Genomic DNA, 19,354 nt, shown 5'->3' with positions numbered 1-19,354 from the left:
TCAGAGCTCCGATCTGCCGCCATCGAGGACCATCTCCGCGCCGAGCATGTAGCTGGAGGCGTCGCTGGCAAGGAAGAGGACTGCAGCAGCGATCTCCTCCGGTCGTCCCATGCGTCCGACCGGCACTTGCGCGCCGACGCGATCCGCATAGGCGCGAAACTCTTCCTCGGTCTGGTTACTTCCACGATGGATCGGTGTTTCGATCGAGCCGGGACTAACGGCATTGACGCGGATTTTGCGATCGAGCAGCTCGGCCGACATCGTCCGCGCGAAAGAGCGGACGGCCGCCTTCGAAGCGGACAGGATCGCCCGGCCAGGTGTCCCCACCTGGTTTAGCCAAGACGTGTTGAGAATGATCGAGCCACCCTCGCGAATAAGCGGCAGTGCAGCCTGCACGGTGAAGAATGCGCCCTTCACGTTGGCATCCATGATCTTGTCGTAGGTCGCTTCGTCTGTGGTCGCCAAAGGCGTGCCGAGTGCGACGCCGGCATTGACGAACAGGATGTCCAGGGAACCGAAGGCCTGCTCGACTTCGGTTTTCATGCGGGCGAGATCGGCAGCCGAGGTGACATCTGCCTGGATCGCGACGACATTACCACCGAGTTCCGCTACTGCTTGCTTCAGCTTTTCTCCTGAGCGTCCGGTGATGGCGATACGCGCGCCGTTGTCTTGCAACAGGTGGGCGGCGGCAAATCCTATTCCGCTCGATCCCCCAGTCACCAAGGCGTTCTTTCCTTCAAGAACCATAGCTCGATCCTCATCTCTTCAATGATCCATATCTAGACCCCGGCATTTGCAATCACGAGGAAAAGCCGCCATATCGGGAAGAAAGAAAATCTTTGTCGTGGCCAATATGAGAAACCTCACCAGATTGAAATCGCTGCAGGCACTGGAAGCAGCCGCAAGACACGGAAGTTTCGTTGGAGCGTCCACCGAGCTCGATGTTACGCCCCCGGCTGTTGGACAGCTTGTCCGTTCCCTGGAAGACTGGGTCGGCTATCCCCTGTTCAAACGAACCCGATCCGGCACTGAACGGCTGACACCCGTCGAAGAGGCGCGGGACGCACTCGACGATATCGCGCAGGGATTGGACCTCCTTGAGTCCGGGCTGCGCAAATTGCGGGGCCGAAAGGCTCGTTCGGTCGTGGTCGTGACGGCATCGCAGGCGCTCGTCGCCAACTGGCTTCTGTCAAGGCTCGAGGATTTTTCGGCAGGCCATCCCAACATCGACGTTCGGCTTGACGTCTCGGATCGGGTGATCGACCTGTCGCAGGGAGAGGCCGATATCGGTATCCGATGCGGGCTCGGCTCGTGGAAGGGCGTGAAGTCCACCTTCCTCATGGGGGAGGAGATCATCGCCGTCTGCCATAACAAGCTCCTGCCACAGGACCAGGAAGTCACGGCCGGATGGATCGCCGAGCAAACCCTTATCCACGATGGGACGCCGCACCCGGGCGGGGATTTTCCGACCTGGAGTGAATGGCTCGCTCGATCCGGAGCTAATCAAGCTCTGGCCGATGGCGGATTGAAGATCAACTCGACTGCGGCCGTCATCCAGGCTGCCGTGACCGCGCGGGGTGTGGCTCTCGTGCGCAAGGCACTCGTCGCCCAGGAATTGGAAAGCGGCCGTCTCGTCCATCTCATGCCGGAAATCCGCTGGCCAGTGAAATGGGCCTATTACGTGGTCGCATCTGCGAAGGCTCTGCGTCGATACGAGGTAGGGGCGTTTCATGATTGGCTGGCGGGTCGTTACGCTGAATTATCAACCTTGTAGGCAACAAAGCGTCTTCAGACATCCCGCAGGTGTAGAAGATCGGGATTATCATATCTCGTGATGATGAGACTGGACGAACAGGTGAGAATAAGCAAATCTTGTGATATGAGCGTATTCTTGTTCGATCTGCCAATTTTGCCGAAAGATTTCCGATTCCCTGACAGCTATACGGGCCTCGTACGAAATGGAGAGTTGCCCGACATCAAGCCATGGGAATTTCTGGCCGGAGACATGGGGCGGTCATTGAGCTATTATGGTTCGATGCTGGAGCGATACAAGCAGCTCCCTTTGATCCCATTTGCCATCATCGCCGACAGGACCGGTTTCCATAACGATGGCTATGTCACATTGGCCCTATTTGATGGTAGTGATGTTCACGGCGAGCCGCGAGTGCGAATCTTTGATTACGCCACTCCCAAGAAATCCCCGTGGGACAATATCGCCTATCAGAATTTCGAGGCATGGCTTGAGGCTGCCAAAGCAGAATCGGCAGACCACAAGTCGGAATGCGCCGATGCAGATGCAACTGATCAAGCTTGATCTTTGATCAAGTCTTTGGTTCCTCTTCGGCACAAGGCATCGCAGCGACCAGGGTGTTCATGGTCACCCATTATTGAGGCCACCGTCAACATTGAGCGATTCAGGTGAATGCGCATTGCGCAGCTGCCCAATCATCTGAGCGAAAACAATCGCTTATGATGGTCAGCAGCATGGCTCTCTGCCGATTGACAGGCTAGGATTCCATCCTAGCTAGATGATAGATCGACATGGCCTTGCTGACGCCCTTGAGTTCCGCCTCGTTTTTCGCGAGCGGGTAGGGCGCAATAATTTCCGCCACAGCCGGCGCGCGGTACACGTCTTCCGTAATGCAAATCTCGTCGCCATCGGCAAGGTTCTGCACCCGCGCCGCTATATTCACCGTCTGACCAAAATAATCGAGCCGCTCGTTGAGCGTGACCGCGATCGCGGCTCCCCGATGCACGCCGATCTTGAGGATGAAATCACGTTGCAGGCGATCCCGGTTGAGCTGATCGACCGCCTCGCGCATATCGAGGGCTGCCTGCACCGCATCGGCCGAAGTCAAGAATGCCGCCATGACCGCGTCGCCGATCGTCTTGGTGACGGCCCCATTGTGCCGAACGGTGGCGTCGAGAAGATGCTGAAAGTGCCGTTGCACCTGAATGTAGGCGTTGAGGTCGCCTATCCGCTCATAGAGCGCCGTGGAGCCCTTGAGATCGGTGAATACGAGGGTAACGTCGAGAACCGCAATGCCCTCTGTCGCACTGATTACTTCCGAGCGAAAGAAGTCGCGAAAGGTTTGTGTCGTCAGCAGCCGCTTACCGGACAAGGACGGCTCGAATTGAAGTCTCTCGCGCTGAAACGTCGCCGATGGAAGCTGCAGTATGCCGAATACCACGGGTAGTTTACCAGTGTTGCGGACTTCGAACACGACCTTGCCGGGCGTGATGTTTGCCGCGGCGGCCACGCATTTGCCGTGGTGAAGCGTGACCGGCACATGGGGTTGCGTCAAACCCGCTCCCTTTTCGACGGGGAAGAAAAATTGAGCGTCGCTTTCGAAATCCTGGCCCAGGAGTGCGCCTTCGGTGGCATCAACTTCAAGATTGACCGTAGTATCAGGCTCTATGCGGGTGAGCACCCGCACCAGCTGTTTGGCAGCCTCGCTCCATGGCACGCCGTCCGGCAGGACACCGCCGGACGTCAGTTTATAGTGGAAGACATAATCCCAGGCCGAAAGCGTATCCGGTTGATGGAAGCGGATGCTGCGCACAGCGGGCGAAACGGTAAATGTCACCGTGATGTAATCGTCCAGTGCGGCGTCGTAATCGCTTTGACAGAGGTGGCAATGAAAATGCGTGTGCAGTTTGCGCAGGCTCCGGAAGCTCTCGACAACGTCCGAGCACATCGGACACACAAGCAGCCAATCCATATCGAATAGTCCGGCCATGCATGCATGGAGAAAAAGATCGATCCCTTCAGCCTCGGCAATCGACTTTTCCTTGGCGAACTCAATCGGATTGATGCGATAAAGCGCCTCGTCCGTGCCCGAGCGCAGCAGCGTCTCCAGCCGCGCGACAACGCGCGGACTCCAGGATTTGGCCGTTTCGACCACGACCAAGCGCTCTTCAAGCTTCTTTTCGTCGATCATCGCATTGCACCGCGATAAAGCCTCGATCGCCCTCGGCGTTCCATCAGACGTAAATACACAATTCACGAGGCCGAGGCGAGCCCATCAAGGCTTCTTGCGGGAAGCGGGGAAGGGCCTCGCCCATTCAAACGGAATTCCGTTCGGTTGCTACACCGTCTCGATCATCCGCTCGACACAGTACGCCCGACTGATCTTTTCGACCTCCTGGCGCGAGCCAAAAATCACCGGAACCCGCTGATGCAAAGAGGTTGGTTCGATGTCGAGGATCGCGGTCTTCCCCGCAATGGCGGAACCGCCTGCTGCTTCGACCAGAAAGCCGATCGGATTTGCCTCATAAAGTAGACGCAGGCGGCCGCCGGAAGCAGGCTTGCTTCGATCGGCGGGATAGAGAAAGATTCCCCCGCGGTTGAAGATGCGATGTGTATCGGCAACCATCGAACCGACCCAGCGCATATTGTACCCAGGAGTTCTGATGGACCTGTCGACATATTCGGTAATGACGTCGTCCCAGGACGGACGACGTGCCACGTTGATCGCAAACTCCTTCGTCTCCGGAGCGATCTTGGCATCCGCAGTCGTCATCACGTAGACGCCGTGTTGGTCGAGCGTGAAAATCTGTACGCCATCTCCGATCGCAAGCACCAGATTGGTTTGCGGCCCGTAAGCGGCGTAACCCGCGGCCAGCTGATTGCGGCCGTTTTTCAGAATCTCAGCCGCGGAGCTGGCCTCGATGATGGAAAAGATCGTTCCGACCGTTACGTTGACATCGAGATTGGACGATCCATCGAGCGGATCGAAGATCATCGCATATCCGCCATCGGAATGAATGAGCACCTCGGCGTCGAGTTCTTCCGATACCGCGAAAGCAACTGCCGGCGATTTACGGCATGCCTCGAGCATGATCTCGTTGGAAAGTATATCGAGCGGCTTCTGCGTCTCGCCCTGAACGTTGATAGCATCGGTTGCGCCTGTCAGACCTGACAATGACGAGCTTCTGAGCTTGTCAGAAATCTGCCGGGTAGCCTCGGCAATATTGCTAAGGATGGCGACCATGTCCTCATTCAACAATGTTCCCTTATGGGCATCGAGATAGGCTTCGAATGTCGTCATCAATGTCTTTCTCCTGCGGGAGTGTATCGTTACGGAATCAAACAATGCCCGGTGGATGCCAAGGCTGATGGGCACACAATGAGGCCTGCGCCGAGGTCAAAGCCTTCGACGGCGTCCGAACGCAAGTTTCGGATACCCGAATTCGAATGGTCTCAACGGAAGAACGATCAGGTCTACCACGCGGTCCGCGCGGTGCCGAGCGCATATGAAAGGCACGACGAAACGTGCACGGCGAGAGGTTTGACGGTGATGGCGCAGTTTCCAGGACAGAACAGCTTATGTGCGTTCAGATGCTTCAGCAGCTCATCGACAGTACGTTTGTCTGTAAGCGGAAATGAAATCGTCATTGCGCGTTTCCTACAGCGGACAGAATAGCCTAAGGCAATTAGGAGCGATTTTCTTCGCGCTGCAACAAGAATTTTTTAATGCGCAAATTAAAATCGATTAGCTTCGCATCTCGATTTTTTAAGATCGATTTAAAAACTGCACGGTCGGATTTTGATCTCGACCACGGGACTGACAGCTCGTGTTGTTGACTCGATATCAGCAAGAAAGAAGCTCTCGAAATCTCTCGACGTGCTGCCTCCTTGCATCCTCGGCGGAAGTTGTTTGAGGTCGTCCAGGCCCAAGGCGGCTAGTTTTTCGCCGAAGCCAGCAATTTGATCTGCCGCAACGCATTGCCGTAATGGCTCTTTGCGCCGAAAAATTCGGATGAGACCACAAGGCAGCCGCGTTGCGGAGCCCCGTTTCATGCGCGATATCGATCGACAAGCGAAACGAGCCGCTCTACGGCAGCTACCGCGGCAGCGCGGTCCTGCGAGAAGTTCAAGCGCACACTGCCGTCGCAGAAAGGGCTGAACTCGGTGCCGGGCGTTACGATGACGCTTGCCTGCAAACGGAGGATTCGCACGAAATCCTTGCCGCCGACCACAAGAGGAGGCAATTGCGGGAAGATATAGCTTCCTGCCTCGGTGGTGCGAACCTTGATGTCCTTGCTCGCGCGGAATAGCTTGAGGAGGTCGTCGCGAATGGCCTCGTGCTCGCGCACGCGCTGGTCCATCCAGCCTTGCGGTTCGTTGAACCAAGTGCGGAACACCGCCTGACTATAGCCGCCGGCGCGCAGGGATACGATCGCCTGCAGCTTTTCCATCCGGTTGATGATCGCCTTCGAGCCGAAGGCAACGCCCAAACGGTAACCGCTCAGCGACTCGGTCTTCGACGGCCCCATGATGGTGATCACGTTTTCCGCATCGATGGCTTCCGCGCGCAGATGCGCATAGTCGACGCCGGAATAGAGCAGCCGCGAATAAAGCTGGTCGACGATGACGGTCGCGCCATAACGGCTGGCCAGCGACGCGATCGTCTTGATCTCCTCACGCGAATAAACGACACCTGCCGGGTTGTTCGGGTTGGAAAACAGGAAAACTTTCGCACCAGCCGCGAAGGCATCTTCCAGCTGGCCAAGATCGAGACCCGCACGCCCCTCGGCATTCAGGTAGTCCATCCGAATGGGCATCATATGGCCCTCGCAGAATTCTACCAGCTTGCGGTTGGCGAAATAATCCGGCTGCACCACCGCAACCTTGTCGCCATGCGCGACGGTGGAGGCGACGGCGAGGAACAGTGCACCCTGCGTGCCGGGCGTCAGAATCATGCCATCGGCGGCGTCGATCGGGGCGCCCGTGAAGCTCGCAAGGCTAGGCGCAAGCTGCTCGCGGATCGAGAGATCGCCGCGGTATTCGGTATAGGCCTGCTTGCCACCAGCCTCCACCCCAGCGGTGAAGACTTCGAAAGAGCCCGGCGTCGGCGTAAACGCATCGACGTCGCCATGGGAAAAATCGACCTGACGTCCCGCGATCCGTTCGCCGCGCAGCAGCGCCTCGACACCGTCGGCCTGCTGCCGCACTTCCTGGCCTGGCGCGGCGTCGGTGCCTATGCGCTCGAACTTGGCTTGAATGGTCATTGAAACTCCTTTCATCGGCGGGGAGGCCGCAAGACGGGAAAGCTAAGATACCTTGGTTTTAAAGCAATAAAATATGCTTGCCAGTTTCTTCAGAAGATAGAAAATATATCTTATGGATACGAAATTCCTTGAAAGCTTCCTCATTGTCGCCGAATGCGGATCGGTTGCCGAAGCCGCGCGGCGCCTGAATATGACCCCGGCGGCAGTCGCTCAGCGCATAAGGGCGCTGGAGACGGAGCTCGGGCAGATATTGGTTGCTCGCGTCGGACGCACGGTCCGGCCCACTGCTGCGGGCCTTGCCGTGCAGCGCCACGGACCGGCGCTTGTGCGCACGGCGAGAGACCTGCGAGCAATAGCTGCAGGCGATCTTCCGAGCGGGCAACTTCGCCTCGGTGCGACGGCGACGGCCATGACGGGCCTCATCCCTCAGATTACCGCGACCCTGAGCGAGCGTTTTCGGCAGATCGACTATTTCCTTCAGCCGGGTTCGTCTGTGAACCTCTACCATGCGGTTTTGTCAGGTGAGCTGGACGCCGCTCTCATCATCGAGCCGCAATTCCCGATTCCGAAAGCATTCGGCTGGTCGACCATCCGGCGCGAACCTTTGGTCTTGCTGGCGCCTGCGGACCTGGAAATTCGCGATTTTCATCTGGCACTTACGCAGCAGCCCTTCATTCGTTATGACCGCAATCAGTGGGGTGGCCAGATCGTCGACCGTTATCTCCGCCGTCATGCCATCAGCGTGCGCGAATGGGCGGAACTGGATGCGCTGGATGCCATTGCGGCATTGGTCGATCGCGGACTGGGCGTCGCGCTTGTTCCCGACTGGGCTCCGCCGTGGCCGGAGGGGCTGCACCTGCAAAAACATCGCATGGTAGATGGCGAGCTTCGCAATATGGGTGTGCTGTGGGCGAATTCCGGCCCGCGGATTGCGGCCATTCGGGCTTTTGTCGAGGCCTGTGAAGGGGTCTCCAAAACTTGAAATCCATGTAGGAGGGAACAATGAAATATAGAACTATAGGAATTATAGGCGCAGGCGTGATCGGCAGGAGCCTGTTCGCCTATGTCAGCAGTCTGGATGGGGTCGAGATCGCATATATTCTCGTATCCGACAAGAACAAACACGCGCAGAATGCCGACATGGCTGCCTTTGTCACGGATGACGCCGAACACGCGCTCGACCGGAAGGCGGACCTTGTACTCGAATCCGCGACACCGGCTCTTTTGAGTAGGCTAGGGCCGGATATCCTTGCCCATTCAGACCTCTGCGGATTCAGTTGCTCGGCGCTGGCGGATCGCGCTGCGGAAACGGCGATGCATGCGGCCGCTATCAGAAGCGGACGGCGCTTCTTTGTCCCGCACGGTGCCGTTCTCGGTCTCGATGGCTTGCGCGATGGCCGCGAACAAATCGAAGAAGTAGTGATAACCACAACGAAAAGCGGCGCGAGCCTCGGTCAGCCGGCCGATGCCAGGGGAACGCTCTTCGATGGTTCGACCCGCGAGGCCTGCATGCGGTTTCCGCGCAACGTTAATGTCCATGCCGCCGTTGCCTTTGCGGGCATCGGCTTTGACCGTACCCGCAGCATCGTTGTCGCCGATCCCGATACGAAAATGATGCGACACCATATTGCGGTTTCCGGCAAGGGTCTCGCATGGGATATTTCGGTAACATCGCAGTCGCTCGGCGGTGTGACCGGCTCTTATACCCCGGCCTCGGCCATCGGATCGCTGAAGAGAATTCTCGGCGCCGATGTTTTCGCCAACGCCTGACATCGCACGGCAGCCGGAAACCGCTCCGATGAGATATCGCCGATGCGGTTGCAGCCGCAAAGAACGATTTTGTAAGGTTCCTGACACGGTGATCGGAAACTTCCTGCCACTGTGTAAAATTGACTTTGAGTACCTTGCTGGAAGATTGTGAATTCAAGGGAAACCTGCGAACATGAAAGCAGGTTCTCTTCTGGCGGCTCCCTGATGGACAAAAAAACCGATGCGATCGATGTCGAGGTTGGATTACGCATCCGATTGCGTCGGGAGGAATTGTCAATTGCGCAGGATGTATTGGCTGAGAAGCTTCGCATAAGCCCTCAACAGCTCGATAGATGCGAATGCGGCATCGAAAAAATCAGCGCTGGCCGTCTTCTGCGCATTTCAGAAATCCTCGCTGTACCGGTCATGTTTTTCTTCGAAAGTGCATCGGATGACGCCTTTCCCTCCAAGGAGGCGCTGGCTGATTTTCGACTTGCGAAGCATCATAAGGCCGTTCTGCGGACAGCCTTGTCCGGGATCGAAGACAAGCGGTTGCGGGCGAAAATCCTCGCTTTTGTGCAATCATCCGAACCCGACAACGAGCGCTGACCTGGCAAGATGACATTTCATTTAACGACACTCGGCAGCTGCGCCCTTTATGATGACAAGGGTGACCGCGTGAATGTGCCGAGACAGGCGCTGCTTATGCTTGCCTATCTCTACTATCGTCGACAATCGATGCCACGAAAGGATCTGGCGGCGTTTCTCTGGTCCGGCAATCTTGAGGCCGCCGGCGCTAATTTGAGGTCGACGCTCCTACGTTTGGCGACCGCGACCTCCGAATCCTCGCAGCCGCTGGTCAGCGTCGTCGCGACAAATATCGCTTTGAATTTCGACGCAGTGCGGTGCGACGTGGACACAATCGAAGGTACGTCCGGCGTTGCCAGGCTTGGCGCGCTCGCCGATGCTGTCGCCAAGAGTTTTCTGCCCGCGTATGGCAGCGGCTCTGCAGCTGTATCTGTCTGGGTACGCGACGTGCGGGCACGCTTCGCAGGCGAGCTGCGGGCCGAATTCTTCAAGATATTGAACGAATCCTCTTCGCCGCAACATCGAGGGGAATTGAAGCGCGCAGCCATTCTGCTGCTGGACTGGGATCACACCGATGATGAGGTCAGGATAGCGCTTGGCGAGAAAATCACCTCTTACATCCAGGTGATTGGCGAAGCGAAGGAGCCGAATTCGAGCCATCCGGCTCAAGATACGATTCCAATCGCCGCCAACAACAAAATGCCACGGATCGCCCTGCTTCCTCCAGAGACGCTGGCGGACTCGGAGCGAGCCGGATCGGTTGCAAATGCTGTTATCGAAGATCTGACGATCAGTCTTTGCGTGGATCGAAGCGTATCCGTCGTTGCTCCCTACACCGCCGAGCAGATCCGCGCCTCGAGCGACAAGGCAGGGCTTCTCAGGCAACATGATGTGGTCTACGCGCTCGACACGAAGAGGACGGACGACAGCCTTTTCGCTCAGCTGATTTTCATGCCACGCGACGAAATTGTCTGGGCAACGCGCGTCAAACTGGACAACGCAGCCATAACGGAGCATCGCAACGCGATCGCCGCAGCGCTCCAAAAGTCCATCATCGAGCGTGTCGGCGCCTTCCACCACATAGTTTCCGATTTTAGCTGCAAGCCTCGGGCTTACTTTGCCTATCTTGAGGGCGTGCAATGCTTGTCCCGCTTGAGCCTTCAGAATGTCCGCCGTGCGCGCAAGCACTTCAAGGAGGCGCTCGAGCATGAGCGTGGTTTTGCGGCGGCACTGGCGGGCATCGCCAGAACGCTGACGATGGAATGGGTTCTGACGGCGCGCGGCGATGCCGATCTGTTGCATCAGGCGGAAAAGATGGCGGCGGATGCAATCCGCGACGACAATCAGTTTGCCGGAGGCTTCAAGGAAATCGGCGTCGCCCGGCTCTATCGCGGAAACATAGATGGCAGTCTCGAGGCCTTGTCGAATGCCGAGGAGCTTAGCCCACACTATGCCGATGTTATTTGTAGCCATGCTGACAGTCTCACCCATGGCGCCAATCCGAAAGCGGCGTTGGTAAAGGTTTCAACGGCTCTCGATCTCAATCCACTCGCCCCGGACTACTATTATTGGACTGCCGCAGGGGCCAGCTATTTCCTTGGCGAATATACCGAGGCATTGTCCTATCTGGACAGGATGAGAGACCCGGGACCAGCAAGCAGGCTTGCCGCGGCAAGTTGGGCGATGCTTGGGGATCTTGCCAAGGCGAAGGCGTATCGACAACGCGCTTTGCGTGACAATCCGAATTTCGATCTTGAAGCATGGCTCGCCATGATTCCAAACAAAGAGCAGTGGCAGACAGAGCATTACAGGGAAGGCCTGGTGAAGGCCGGTTTTTGAAAGGAAGAGATCGTGGCAGGAGCAGTTTTGATTGGGATTAAGGGTGAAAAGGGACTTTGGCTGGCTGACCTCGAAAAGGGGACCATCGTTCGATACACGCGGCGGCTGACAGGCGATTTGGGGAAGGCTGAATCGTGGCGGGCTAAGGGGATCAGGGTGGAAAAGGATGTCGATTTCGCTGTGGCGTTAAGATCGGCGGACTCCGCGGCGTCGGGCCTTTATGAAGGCTAGGCGCTCGTTGATCGGTGTCAAACAGCTTTAGAGCCTGCTCTGCGGGCGAAACCTTGTCGAGGGTTTGGCCATATTTGGGGCAGCTCGGCATAACCCGCGTTGGCCGCCAGACGGGCCTCGATCGAATAGGTATTCCCGTTTGGTGCGCCTACGCTCCGAATTCAAAGGCGATCGTCGTCGCCCAGGGTAAAGGTCTGGATGACATTTCCGCGAAGACATCCGCGGTGATGGAAGCGATCGAGCGATCGGTCGCGACCCGACCTTACTGTTCAGCGTTTATGGCAAGCCGAGACGATCTAGACTCCAGCAGTCGTGCGGCGGATTGCTTGGATGATCTGCTGGCGACCGGCGCCCAACCGATAGAGGCCAACGAACAGATCAAATGGTCTGAAGCTTACGATCTGGCGAAGAACGCCTCGATATTCGTACCATTCGAGGCTATTCATCTCGACCGAACGCATGTCAGCCCGCGTTTTTGGGTCTCATCGGATGGGTTGGCGTCGGGAAATACTTGGCACGAAGCGGTCCTCCACGGGTTGCTGGAGCGGATAGAACGGGACGCTTGTGTCCTCTGGGGTGTTAGCGATCCGGAGCGTCGGTATGCACGCCGGATAGATCCCCGCAGCATCGCAAACGATGAAGTCGGCGAGATGCTGGAGAAGATTTCCGCAGCCGACTTCGATCTTGCGCTTTTCGATGTCACGAGTGATCTATCCGTTGCATCCGTCGTTGCTTTGCTACGGCCGAGAGGTGATGACGGCTCGCTAAGATATGTCGATTTGACGATGGGCGCAGGCACATCATTGCTCCCTGATGTGGCTGTGGCCCGTGCAATTTCCGAGGCCGTACAATCACGGATGACGTTCATTGCCGGTGCCAGAGATGATCTTGTTCCGGAGCTGTTTTCACGCCGTGCCGACCCCGCTCATTTGCAATCTTTCGGGGTGCAATGCGCGACGAAGCTCGACGAATTGCCGATGTTACAGGCCAAGGCTGCGCCAGATGCGCTCGATCAGCTTGTCAAAACACACCTGCAGCACGATATCGATCAGCTTTATGCAATCGAGCTGGCACCCGAATGGCTGCCGGCATCGGTCGCAAAGGTCTTTGCGCCGCAACTCGAACATCCGGATGGGGATCGCCGAATGCGTTTCGGCAGCCGGGCGTTTTCGGCGAGTTTCGCATGAAAGTGATCTTCGTGGGGCCGAGCCTGCCCGATGCCGAAGCGTTCGCCGACGGCTCGATGGTCATACGACCGCCGGCATGCCAGGGTGACGTCGCCAGAGCCCTTGAGGGGGGTGCGACCGCCATCGGCCTGATCGACGGTCAGTTCGAATTCACCGCACCGGTCTGGCACAAAGAGCTGCTCTTTGCCCTATCCCGCGGTGTCCCGGTGTTGGGCGCAGCCAGCATGGGCGCGCTGCGCGCGGCTGAATGCCAGGCTTACGGTATGGTCGGTATTGGCAAGATCTTTGGCGATTATGCCTCCGGGCGTCGTGAGGACGATGCAGACGTCGCTCTCCTTCATGGCCCAGCGGAATTGGGCTATCCCGCTTTGTCGGTGCCATTGGTCAATGTTGATGCGACAATCGAAACTGCGATTGACCGAGCCATTATCGGTAAGGAAGAGGCTCTGCGACTCTCCCAGGCGGCACGGCGTCTATTCTTCAAGGATCGGACCTGGAAACGTCTTGCCGAAGCCGCCGATATGGACATAGGGCAGGTGAGGGCGCTCGTCGCAAAAGCATGGACCGATCAGAAGCGCAACGATGCCATGGAGCTTATGCGCGCGGTTGCCGAGGCACCTTTGCTGGCACACATGACGGACTGGTCTTTCAATGCAACTCCGCTGTGGCGTAAACTTTTCCCACAATTTTACCGTATGTAATTGATTCTAAAATGCAGGCTCTGCGTGTGCAACGCTTTTGCAACGCACCATATCAATCGAAATATGCCAATCTACCCTAACGATATCATTTGTTGGGGCTTTAAAGTGGCTGATTTTGAGGGACAGGAACGCCAGGGAGAGATTTTGGCGCTTGCAAAAATGATGCAGTATGCTGGAGGAATAGCAAGTGAGCTCGACGCGTCGCAGGCCGTATTCCTCATAAAAGCAGCACAAGCTGCTCTTCTCTCGATTTTAGAAACCGAGTTCCCGATGCTGTCCGGCGAGCATCTGAACGGGCTTGTCAGCGACGCGCATGGTCACTGTTAGCAAGCTCTGGTCCTTCTCTTATCATCATTGCTACATCGACTTGATGTCGCGCTGACGCACAGAAACTTCAAGAGATCCAGCTTGCTTAGAAGAGTACTAACCAGAGTGGGATGGTCCGTGAAAAAGGTAAGCTCGACCGATACAGCAGGCGTCGTCGCGGATTTCAAAGAAGGGAATATGAGGGTTGCGCTTATAATATTTGGAGCAATCATCACTGCATGGCTTGCGATTGCCTACAATATCTGCCGTTCGCTGAACTGGTTCTGATCCAGGGCTGTGGAACAGGGATCGTGAAGTGACCCAGACACGCCGGCAAGACAATCGTTTATCGTGCCTATCGGCTCGCAACCCCATGCTGCTTGATACCACCGAGTGTACTGCTCCGCCCGCAAACTCTATGGGCACAGTCAACGGTGGAAAGAACCTAGGAAAACTCGGCCGGCACATGGCAGTCTTTGCTCATGCCGGGCTTACGTGGGGTTGCCAGCAGTCTCGCGGTGGAGACGATGATGGAAAGGTTGAAACGCCTCGCAAAAGGCGCTTTGTCGCAAAGCGAACTCAAAGTCATAAAGCAGGTATTCGACTTAGCTACGACACAGAGCTGGTTCGATGATGCTGAGTACAGTCGCGAGGGCTTTGCCGTCGCGCTGATCGACCTGTTTCGATACGGAATGGTCAATCCGACCCAGCTGGAAAAGATCGCGCTATTTTGGGCATTGAGCGACTTTTCCCAGACCATGTCGAGCACCCAGCGGGCTAAACTGAGATCACTCTACAGCCGATGCGAGGTAGAGGGGTAGGTTTCCTATCGAAAGGAGCCGTCTCCCTGATACCCAGGATTGGCAACCGAACGGATATTGTGATTGATCTGGCTACCTCTGCAAAGCCGATGCCCGTCGGCGTCAATCTGACGCGCAAGAGATGCCAAAACTGCCGCTTTTACTTTTGGCCGAAGAGATCGCCGCAAGCCTCACAGGCAAAGTACATCTCCTGCCTGTTACATTGAACACGGCCGGTGGCGCCTGCCCGGATGTTCCAGTCACAGATTTTCCCGTCCCACTTTAAGGTGCCCTCTATGTAACAGGGAGCGAGATCATAATCGTCGTGAAGGGTCTGCGCATTGATCCGTTTTGCGCGCGTGAAGAATTCCCGAGCCTTCGCAGGGGATAAGGCGACGTCGGATTCGCGACACCGCTCAGGTTCTTCAGAACGAAAGGCAGCGATCTTCAGATCGGCAATCTGCTCGCAATATGCAGCAGCAGATGTACATAGCAAGGCGACGGCAGTCAGAATGATAACTCGGCTGTTCATTTGCTTAGTCCTGCAATCGCGCCATCTGATTTTTACCGATATGCATGAGCTATCAATTGGGTCCTGCCCGCCCGGCGTCAACATGTGCGGTGGACGAAACGGCCCCGCCGGCATGGGCGATCAGACTATCGGGCGAACAATGGGCTAGAATATCCTCCGACGGCCCGATAAATACGACCTCCGGATAGATATGCAACCGTGGCAGCAGGCGTTCCAGCAGCCTTTTGCAGGCCGATGCGTTGACGTCTTCTTCGCCGGTCAATCTGCCGATCATCCGCATGAACCAGCCATCATAGGCCTCGATATAGAGGACCCACCGGGGCGTGTCCGGCAGATTCGCCGGCGTGTCACGGCAAAGCCAAACGGAACGCGCATGAGCAAAAAGCGGCTGCAGTACGCCGTGCAGCAGCGCGAGTTCGGATGCCTCCATCCCATGCGGAAAATGTTCTTTGGGCACGGAGTGCCCCGCATCCTGGCCGGTCCATAATTCGTCGGCGACATGCCGATAGTGCTCTGCCGTCACTTTGTCGCCCGCTTGCAGGCAGAGTTCGCAAAGACGGCGATGAGCGGTATAGGCTGAAGCGGGCGAGTTCTCGCCGATGCGATGCCACAGGGCTATCGCTCCGCCAACATCGCCATTCCGCTCCAAATTGCTGGCTCTAAGCTGAAGAAGCGGGGGATCATCGGGCGAATGCTGCAATCCCTGCGCAATTGCCTCCTGACGCAAGGGGCTTTCCGGATCAAATTTTTCCGCCAGCTGCGCCAGAAATAACCAGTCCTGTTCATCAAACGCCTGCTGTTTGCGACGATGCACCAGGTTTGTGAATTCATCATGCTGATGCCTGTGCCAGCTCTCTGCATCCCGCCAGGCTTGCGCGGCATTCTCGTGCCAGCTGGTGTCGAGTTGCTCGGCTATGCCGGACGCTTCCTTTCCCAGCCAATCCGCGGCCGCGGCCGTCTTTTCAAGGCGCCAGGGCAAGCGATCGGGAAGCGGAGCTTTCGGGTCGAATCCCGCCGATGCGGCGCGCTTGAAAAATGCGGGATGCGTGCTGCGGGGATCCGGGCTTTGACATAGAGCTTCGTGCAGCCAGACCGCCGCCTGTGCGCCGTCGCGCGGACGGCTCTCCGCCGGTTCCGCCAAAAGCTGCGTGAACGGCTGCACCTGCGTAAGCTCCTGCCCGCCAGCTCGCGCGAATATGCCCGGCCAGAAGCGGTCGGAGAGGGCTTTCTGCCTTAGAGCCAGTGCGAATTCGGCGTCCAATGCGAGATCGGCGCCGCATACCTGAACGGCTTGCGCATCCGCGAACATCTCGCAACGGCGTGAGAATTCCAGCGTTTCTCGCATCATGCGTGGCACGTACCAGGACAGAAACAGCCTGAGCGGCGCGGTGATCAAACGATGGTTGCGTTCATGCAGATCGCCCAACGCCGCCCAGCGCTGGCGCGCCAGATAGGCCCAGCGAGCGAAATGACCGTGTTGGCGGGAGATATGTGCGTATTCGTGGGCGATGACCACCGCGGCCTGATCCTTGGTCAAGAGAGCAAGAAGCGGCAGGCCGAGCACGAGGATATGCTTCGACGGACCGGATCGCGACGTGGTCTGGCAGATAGATGCGTTGAGCTCGCCATTGATGTAGACCGCCGTGAATGCCGGCGCGTCGCAGGCAAGGCGCAATCGTTCAAGGTCAGCGGCGAGAGCCGGAACCTTGTCGGGATCGAGCAATATCCCATTCGAAACCGGCGGTGGCGGCGGTACTGCGCGAGCGCGCAGGACCATCAGCCCATAGAAAAACCATGACAGCGATGGCAAGGCGAGCAGCGCCAGCAGGATTGGCGAGGATAGAAAAAAGATCAACAGGAGAGGCGAGACTACCAGCAACACGCCGGCAAAAAGCAGAAGGGCATCGCCGAAGGCAAGCCAGATCAGGGCTCGCCATCTGCCTTCCTGCGGTGCCGGGAGAAAATTGCTCATCGCGGCGCTTACTTCCGCGGCAAATGCTCTTTTGAAAGCTTCTTCCCAAGAAAGAAGGCCCGCAGTGCCCGCCCGGCCATTTGCCATCCGGTCGATCCATAGACCTGCGTTTCCATCCATTCCATCGTCGAGTGATCCGGGAAGAGCTGCTTGAAGCGATCGAACCATTGCATGGCGATGAACTCGCTTTTGGGAACGCCGTCGCCAAATTTGTATGCCAGAACGACCTCGCCATATGCGTCGCCGGCAAGCTGGTCGTCCTCATGGGTAATGAGGGATTTCATGTGAGCGACGGCCCGTTGCTTTTCGTCCTCGGTTCCGTGCCGGCGATCGACGCTTGCGAGCCGGATGATGGCAGGGCCTACACCGCCTTCCATAGCCCGGAAATAATAGCCGCGAACCTGCTCATAATTTTCGCGGATCGTCAGATCGATTTTGTGAACCTTTTCGAGGCGCCAGGCATAATTGAACATGGAGACAGGCTCACCTTCTGCGACCGAGCGTTCGAGCCAGTGATGCGCTTCCTTGTCGTCGAGAAAGCGGGGCTCGGTATCCGGCCGGTAGCCCGTTGTAATGTCGTACATGCTGGCCGCTGCCGAGTAGACGCGTCTCTCGGCAAACTCGCGCGTGAGATAGGCCGACTCCTCCTGAAAGCCTCCGTCCCATATCATGCGGCAGGCATGCATCGGCGTGAACTCATCGGGCTCATAGAACGGCTCGAGTTCGGCCGCCCGGTCGATCAGCCGCGTGGCGACGGCTGGATCTGCCTCGATCCCCCACATGCCGAACTGCCAGGCGAAGGCCGCCATGGTGAGCATCGTCGGCTCGTCGAAACGGCGTGCGGCGGTTTGCAGCACATTCGCGTAGGCGCCTTCGTCATCCTCGAAATGCTGGATCAGCATCAGGTTGGTGAAATCCCGGAACGCGCCGTCCACCCCAGGATAGGTCCGCGGCGGCTTGCAATAACGGATGGATTCGACATGACGCTGATGCGCCAGCTTCCGGTCAGCAAGCGAGTAATGGGTGAAATTGGCATATTGTCCCAGAGAGATGAAACGCAGGGGATCGGAGAGATCCCGCGCCAGCCAATTCTTAAAGATCTTCTCTCGGGCAGCGATCTCACGCGCGTCGCCCGGCTGTGGATACTCAGGAAGCGTCAATGCGTCGTGAATGCCCGGCCAGCGGACGGAATTGCGCTCCTGCTCGTTCAATTGTGCACATAGGGGGCCGGTGGCGAATTTTTCGACTTCGCCTTCCGAGCCACCCCATCTCGGGCTCAGATACTGCGCGTAGCCTGCCAGGATATCCGGCCATCGCGGTCTAAGCGAAAGGCAATAACGCAGCCAGTAGTAGCCGGGATTTTCGATGTCTCCCTCCTGCACGGGCGGAAGAGAGGAGGGAAGTGCCGCAGTGACGATGCCTGGTGGCTTCAATGCGTATCTGGCGAGCTGGGCGCAGGCCGCTTCATAAAGGTCGGGGTCGAACTCGTCGCGCTGCATGGTGTTTTCAAGCGGCGTCCCGCGAAACAGCGCGTCGACGAAATCCGGCTGGCCGAGATACTGGCAAATCTGCATCATGGTTTCAGCGGCAAGTGCCGGACGCTGCGAGAGTGCCATTGCTTTCAGCAGATGCTCGGCCGCGGTGACGCAAGCCATGTGGGCCGCCACCCATTGATCCTCACCAACGTCCGATGCCCAGGCCGCAGTGCGGATATCGCCGGCCCGACGAAAATAATGATGACCGAGAATATAGCGCGCATGATAGGAATCTGGGTGGGACCTGGCCCAGTCATTCAGCAATTCAAGCCGCCGGGCGGCGTCCACACTTGCGTGGTCAAACAGGCCGGAACTGGTTGCAAGATGCAGATAGCGATCGTCGGGAACATCGCCGGCCTGCCACCATGCCGCTTCAAGCTCGGCCACTATACGCTCAACCTCATCGAAGTGCCGCTCCAGCATTGCCTTTCGCAGTTCTTCCTGCTGACGGAACCGGATCCACTGCGGGCCATCGAGCGGCAAGGGGGATGAGCTTGTGGGAATGTGCATGCGCGGTTCCTTATTGCGTCTAGCGCGGGTCGATTGCAATTCGGCCCAACGGAGTCCCGTCGGAAACCATATCCATGGCCTGACCCGAATCCGGGCCATACGCGCCTGATGTGTAACGCGAATGCATCACGCATTTCAACCATCGGCCGTACTATCGAAAAAGATAGCGAATGAAATGGCCTCATGGTTCCGGAATGGCAGGAGGGTGGGTTCGCTATCTTGATATGGGACGCATCAAGTCGTCGAACATGAACCATCTCCTTCATCGCTCAGCGGCGCCATATAAAAGGATAGGGGCGAGGGGCTGTTGAAAGACATTCCGCCGAATTTATTCAGCTGCATGGAAGACCGGATAGGGGGTGACCGACATGATCTATCGGGCGCTCATCC

The 19,354-nt window shown here is 57.5% G+C and carries 19 protein-coding genes; 11 read left to right on the top strand and 8 right to left on the bottom strand.

Features of this window, described 5'->3' with window-relative positions; all coding sequences use genetic code 11:
• Nucleotides 1-747 (bottom strand): SDR family oxidoreductase, encoded by a 747-nt coding sequence (locus GA0061103_RS18345; protein ID WP_092713584.1) that lies wholly within the window; start codon nucleotides 745-747, stop codon nucleotides 1-3.
• A 106-nt stretch (nucleotides 748-853) separates the two neighbouring features.
• Here GA0061103_RS18345 and GA0061103_RS18340 point away from each other — a divergent pair, with 106 nt between their 5' ends.
• A complete protein-coding gene (locus GA0061103_RS18340; protein ID WP_092714361.1) occupies nucleotides 854-1,774 on the top strand; it encodes a LysR substrate-binding domain-containing protein in 921 nt (306 codons plus the stop codon).
• A 105-nt stretch (nucleotides 1,775-1,879) separates the two neighbouring features.
• Nucleotides 1,880-2,314, top strand: a complete 435-nt coding sequence (locus GA0061103_RS18335) for a hypothetical protein (protein ID WP_092713582.1) — start codon at nucleotides 1,880-1,882, stop codon at nucleotides 2,312-2,314.
• 193 nt (nucleotides 2,315-2,507) lie between these two features.
• Here the strand turns inward: GA0061103_RS18335 and GA0061103_RS18330 are convergent, their stop codons facing one another.
• The 4 genes from GA0061103_RS18330 to GA0061103_RS18320 form a co-directional block, all read right to left on the bottom strand.
• On the bottom strand, nucleotides 2,508-3,941 hold the full coding sequence (locus GA0061103_RS18330; RefSeq protein WP_245304792.1) for an adenylate/guanylate cyclase domain-containing protein: 1,434 nt from the start codon (nucleotides 3,939-3,941) through the stop codon (nucleotides 2,508-2,510).
• A 147-nt stretch (nucleotides 3,942-4,088) separates the two neighbouring features.
• Complete coding sequence (locus GA0061103_RS18325) at nucleotides 4,089-5,051, bottom strand: class 1 fructose-bisphosphatase (protein ID WP_092713578.1); 963 nt, start codon at nucleotides 5,049-5,051, stop codon at nucleotides 4,089-4,091.
• Between the two features lie 173 nt (nucleotides 5,052-5,224).
• Nucleotides 5,225-5,398: a hypothetical protein gene (locus GA0061103_RS35075; protein WP_167376608.1), complete on the bottom strand. Its 174-nt coding sequence runs from the start codon at nucleotides 5,396-5,398 to the stop codon at nucleotides 5,225-5,227.
• A 401-nt stretch (nucleotides 5,399-5,799) separates the two neighbouring features.
• On the bottom strand, nucleotides 5,800-7,014 hold the full coding sequence (locus GA0061103_RS18320; protein ID WP_092713576.1) for a pyridoxal phosphate-dependent aminotransferase: 1,215 nt from the start codon (nucleotides 7,012-7,014) through the stop codon (nucleotides 5,800-5,802).
• Nucleotides 7,015-7,126: 112 nt separating this feature from the next.
• Between GA0061103_RS18320 and GA0061103_RS18315 the strand changes: the two genes are divergently transcribed.
• From GA0061103_RS18315 to GA0061103_RS18275, 9 genes are all read left to right on the top strand, one after another.
• Entirely contained in the window at nucleotides 7,127-7,996 is an 870-nt protein-coding gene (locus GA0061103_RS18315) for a LysR family transcriptional regulator (RefSeq protein ID WP_092713574.1), read from the top strand.
• Nucleotides 7,997-8,016: 20 nt separating this feature from the next.
• On the top strand, nucleotides 8,017-8,784 hold the full coding sequence (locus GA0061103_RS18310) for an aspartate dehydrogenase domain-containing protein (RefSeq protein WP_092713572.1): 768 nt from the start codon (nucleotides 8,017-8,019) through the stop codon (nucleotides 8,782-8,784).
• Between the two features lie 204 nt (nucleotides 8,785-8,988).
• A complete protein-coding gene (locus GA0061103_RS18305) occupies nucleotides 8,989-9,372 on the top strand; it encodes a helix-turn-helix domain-containing protein (protein WP_092713570.1) in 384 nt (127 codons plus the stop codon).
• Between the two features lie 9 nt (nucleotides 9,373-9,381).
• Entirely contained in the window at nucleotides 9,382-11,190 is a 1,809-nt protein-coding gene (locus GA0061103_RS18300; protein WP_092713569.1) for a hypothetical protein, read from the top strand.
• Between the two features lie 245 nt (nucleotides 11,191-11,435).
• Nucleotides 11,436-12,608, top strand: a complete 1,173-nt coding sequence (locus GA0061103_RS18290) for a YcaO-like family protein (RefSeq protein ID WP_092713565.1) — start codon at nucleotides 11,436-11,438, stop codon at nucleotides 12,606-12,608.
• On the top strand, nucleotides 12,605-13,309 hold the full coding sequence (locus tag GA0061103_RS18285; RefSeq protein ID WP_092713563.1) for a TfuA-like protein: 705 nt from the start codon (nucleotides 12,605-12,607) through the stop codon (nucleotides 13,307-13,309). The genes GA0061103_RS18290 and GA0061103_RS18285 overlap by 4 nt, the downstream gene beginning before the upstream one ends.
• A 105-nt stretch (nucleotides 13,310-13,414) precedes the next feature.
• Nucleotides 13,415-13,636 carry a hypothetical protein gene (locus tag GA0061103_RS18280; RefSeq protein WP_092714359.1) on the top strand — a complete coding sequence of 74 codons (222 nt, stop codon included), beginning with the start codon at nucleotides 13,415-13,417 and terminating at the stop codon, nucleotides 13,634-13,636.
• A gap of 117 nt (nucleotides 13,637-13,753) precedes the next feature.
• Nucleotides 13,754-13,903: a hypothetical protein gene (locus tag GA0061103_RS35070; protein WP_167376607.1), complete on the top strand. Its 150-nt coding sequence runs from the start codon at nucleotides 13,754-13,756 to the stop codon at nucleotides 13,901-13,903.
• 194 nt (nucleotides 13,904-14,097) lie between these two features.
• Nucleotides 14,098-14,436, top strand: a complete 339-nt coding sequence (locus GA0061103_RS18275) for a hypothetical protein (RefSeq protein WP_092713561.1) — start codon at nucleotides 14,098-14,100, stop codon at nucleotides 14,434-14,436.
• A gap of 139 nt (nucleotides 14,437-14,575) precedes the next feature.
• Here the strand turns inward: GA0061103_RS18275 and GA0061103_RS18270 are convergent, their stop codons facing one another.
• From GA0061103_RS18270 to GA0061103_RS18260, 3 genes are all read right to left on the bottom strand, one after another.
• Complete coding sequence (locus GA0061103_RS18270) at nucleotides 14,576-14,947, bottom strand: hypothetical protein (protein WP_092713559.1); 372 nt, start codon at nucleotides 14,945-14,947, stop codon at nucleotides 14,576-14,578.
• A 52-nt stretch (nucleotides 14,948-14,999) separates the two neighbouring features.
• The gene (locus tag GA0061103_RS18265) at nucleotides 15,000-16,511 is read right to left on the bottom strand and encodes a M48 family metalloprotease (protein ID WP_245304790.1); all 1,512 of its coding nucleotides are present in this window, start codon (nucleotides 16,509-16,511) and stop codon (nucleotides 15,000-15,002) included.
• 416 nt (nucleotides 16,512-16,927) lie between these two features.
• Nucleotides 16,928-18,964 carry a DUF4034 domain-containing protein gene (locus GA0061103_RS18260; RefSeq protein ID WP_092713555.1) on the bottom strand — a complete coding sequence of 679 codons (2,037 nt, stop codon included), beginning with the start codon at nucleotides 18,962-18,964 and terminating at the stop codon, nucleotides 16,928-16,930.
• Between the last annotated feature and the right edge of the window lie 390 nt (nucleotides 18,965-19,354).

Source organism: Martinezella multihospitum (assembly GCF_900094585.1).
GTDB classification, from domain to species: Bacteria; Pseudomonadota; Alphaproteobacteria; order Rhizobiales; family Rhizobiaceae; genus Rhizobium; species Rhizobium multihospitium.
This window is presented reverse-complemented; position numbering and strand designations above follow the sequence as displayed.